Origin of the sequence: Gilliamella sp. Pas-s27 (genome assembly GCF_009795865.1) — a bacterium.
Classification (GTDB): domain Bacteria; phylum Pseudomonadota; class Gammaproteobacteria; order Enterobacterales; family Orbaceae; genus Gilliamella.
On sequence record NZ_WTEW01000059.1, the window covers coordinates 1 to 3,203 of the forward strand.

The 3,203-nt window shown below is 30.4% G+C and carries 3 protein-coding genes; all 3 read left to right on the plus strand.

Annotated features, from left to right (window positions below):
• Positions 1-606: M23 family metallopeptidase (locus tag GQ589_RS11455; RefSeq protein WP_160426332.1), on the plus strand; the 606-nt coding region annotated here is incomplete at its 5' end.
• Between the two features lie 15 nt (positions 607-621).
• Entirely contained in the window at positions 622-1,419 is a 798-nt protein-coding gene (locus tag GQ589_RS11460; RefSeq protein WP_160426334.1) for a hypothetical protein, read from the plus strand.
• A gap of 50 nt (positions 1,420-1,469) precedes the next feature.
• Positions 1,470-3,035, plus strand: a complete 1,566-nt coding sequence (locus tag GQ589_RS11465) for a hypothetical protein (RefSeq protein ID WP_160426336.1) — start codon at positions 1,470-1,472, stop codon at positions 3,033-3,035.
• Positions 3,036-3,203: the final 168 nt, after the last annotated feature.

Consider the following 3,203-nt stretch of genomic DNA (forward strand, 5'->3'; position numbering starts at 1 on the left):
GATTATTTTAATATTAGAAGTACTGAAATTATTTTCCCATTAAAAGTAAAACCAATAAACAATTTTGATATGCAATTTGGTAAAAATTTCAATTGGACTAAAAATGATAATCAAACAATGTTTGGGTCGAATCGTAGTGGAGGTAAAAGGAAACATGCGGGACGAGATCTATATACTGAACCTAACGCAGAAATTGTTGCAGTATGTGATGGTGTTGTATTAGATATTAGAGATTTTTATTGTAAAACTTATCAGATAACGGTCAAACATCATACCAATAGTGGAAGAGAATTCATTATTCGCTATGGTGAAGTAGATGAGTCAAGTATTAAAAACCTCAAAGTTGGCGATTCTGTTGAGCAAGGTACTGTACTTGCAAAAACAGGTAAGTTGCTAAATGATGACGATACCCCATTAATGGTATTATCCGGAAAAATTATTTACATGTTACATTTAGAATATTATTCAGGTGAAAGTGGGTTAAATTTGGAAAAGCCATTAAGTAATAAAGCGAATAAACCTTATGAAAGACGCAAAGATTTATTAGATCCTCTGGAGCTTTTAAAGCAGGGATATCGAAGTTCATTTGGGGAAGACCCTAAATAAATTAGGAGTGGAAAAATGAAAAAATTTTTGTTTGGATGTATTTTAATGCTTTTAGTTCCATATTTTACTTATGCATCTAATGATAATCATTATTATTTGTTAATAAAAGATAAAATAAATGTAGAAAATAAAGAAAAGAAATGGTTAGTCAGTATTTTAAATAATTTTATTGTTGGTAATGAACAAAAAATTAAAGTGTTAGGTTGTAATTTTAAGAGAGTCAAAGAGGATAAAGAAAGTATCTATAATCAGTTGACTAAACTTAATATCTTTGAGGATTATAATCAAGATTTAAAAAAATATGATCTATCTTTGAATAAGTTTAATGGATTGTATTTTATTGAGCCTTCTAATTTATCGGAAAGGTGCACTGGCTTTAATTATGAGATTATCATACTACTTAATAATAATGAATTAATGATTCCTTATAATAAACATTTAGTTTTTTATAAGCAATTAGCTATTACTGATGAAAACAAAATAAATAATTTTAAACGTAATGAAAATTGTCTTGAAACAAAATATTTTGAGATGGAGTCAACTAAAGTTTGTTTCTATAAAAATATGACAATATTAGATGTATATGAAGCAATGAGTATTAATCCTACTTATGAGTTTAGGAAAAAAATCAAACAGGGGAAAGATTTTTCGGATATTTACGAAGATGATTATATGAGAGTTGAAGTTGAATATAAATGGAAAGGGAAAAATAAGCTAGAGATTGTCCAATATTTTGATGGTGGAGAGACTTATTACACATTTATTAATCAAGAAAATAGAACAAAATTAATAACCAAATTTTCGCCAGATTAAGAAATCATACAAAATGGTAATGCGCAAGCGCATATCAAACGTGTTAGTCCATGGCACTACCAGGGTTTGAAACGATAGAAGAAAAGGCAACAATAAGTGAATTAACAAAGAAACTTAGTAAAAATCGAAGTGCAAGGCTAGATATTGAAGATTGTACAGAAGCGATGTTAACGGTACTGCGAATCTTAGCGAAATCTGGCTATAACCATTATTTATGGAAATCTCTACCGGATAAGGGAAAAAATAAAGTCAAAGAGTTTTTACAATTATTAGAAATAAATAATAAGAATCCATTTACCAAAGAACAATTCAAAGCGGCGTTACGAACAAGTTGGACGGCGGAGTTGATAGGGCATTTACTGGTAAAATATGAAAGTGAATGGTATGCCGATGAAGCATTAAGCAAATGGAATGAAATTGATGACTTATTTGAAGAAGAGAAACAACAACAAAAAACGCTTATTGAAGCGGGATTAGATGAGTGGCGAATCACCGAGCTTTATCAGCGTGATATTGCGATGAAAAAAGTAGACGAAGCGCATGAACATGTCAAAAAAAATTGGCAACTAGAAAAAGCGCAACGCATCAAACCCTCGCTGTGGTGGCAACAAGTGGCACAAGCGCAAGCAACCCAAACCGCCAGTACCGATACCCCAGCACTTTCCAAGCTATCTGCTGATGGTAAGGCGTGGTTTATTCACCCGGTGGCGATGATGGATTATTTTTCTGGTGCAGATATTGTTACTTATCATATTTATCATGATGGAAAAATTGAAAAACATATACCACAAGAAATATTGAAAGGTTATGAACAAAAATATAAATACGTTTATCATGATAAAGATAATAATGAGCATGAAATATGTATAGCCGATTGGCATACGATTAATAAGAAAGGATTTAATAGATACCCTAGGAAAACATTTAAATATCCCGATCATGGAAGGGTTTCGGAAACTAAAACTAATGTTAGTGATGGCTATATAGTAGCTAAAGCTAAATATGAAAATGGCGATATTCATGAATGGATAAAAAAAGAAAATGGTGTAAGTATTTATGAAAGACTAACTATGGCTAATGGAGATATAGCTGAATACGGAATACATGACCAAGATGGAATTGTATGGCGACTTTATACAAAACAGCAAGAAGAAGCGCAATTGGTTAGAATGCCAGATAGTATTAACTATGAAAGCAATGATGTAGTTATTAAATATGAACTTAAAGAAACTTATCGAAAATATACTAACTCAGATATTCTAGCCGGTTTTATAGGTGCATTAGCTGAAATAAAGGAAAATATCATTGTGACAGGTAGCTCTTATGAACAAGGTTCATGTTTCCCTAGCGCTTTACACATAAATGGTCAAAGTATTGACACAAAATACATTAAAAAAGATAGAAATTTATCGGATTGGGAAAAAGATAAAGAATTTGTTAATGCTTTAGCTAAATTTCATTTTGGAACGTTTCGGATAGGAGCAACAATTTATAAATTATTTGAAGGTATATCAGGAATAATAAATGGTGGAACGTTACATGATAGCCATTTACATACAGAAAATTTTGATTTTAATGCTATTAAAGTAATAGGACAATTCGAAAATTTAAATTAGCAGGATAATGTGAAATGAAAAAAATTTTTTTAACTTTGATTTCATTTTTTATTTTTTTTGTAGGAAATGTACATTCAAATGAATCTCCAGATATTTGGGATTTTTATAAAGTTTCAAAGAATTCTATTTTTGGAAGAGAATCAGATTCTAAAAGGCAAAGTTTAATAG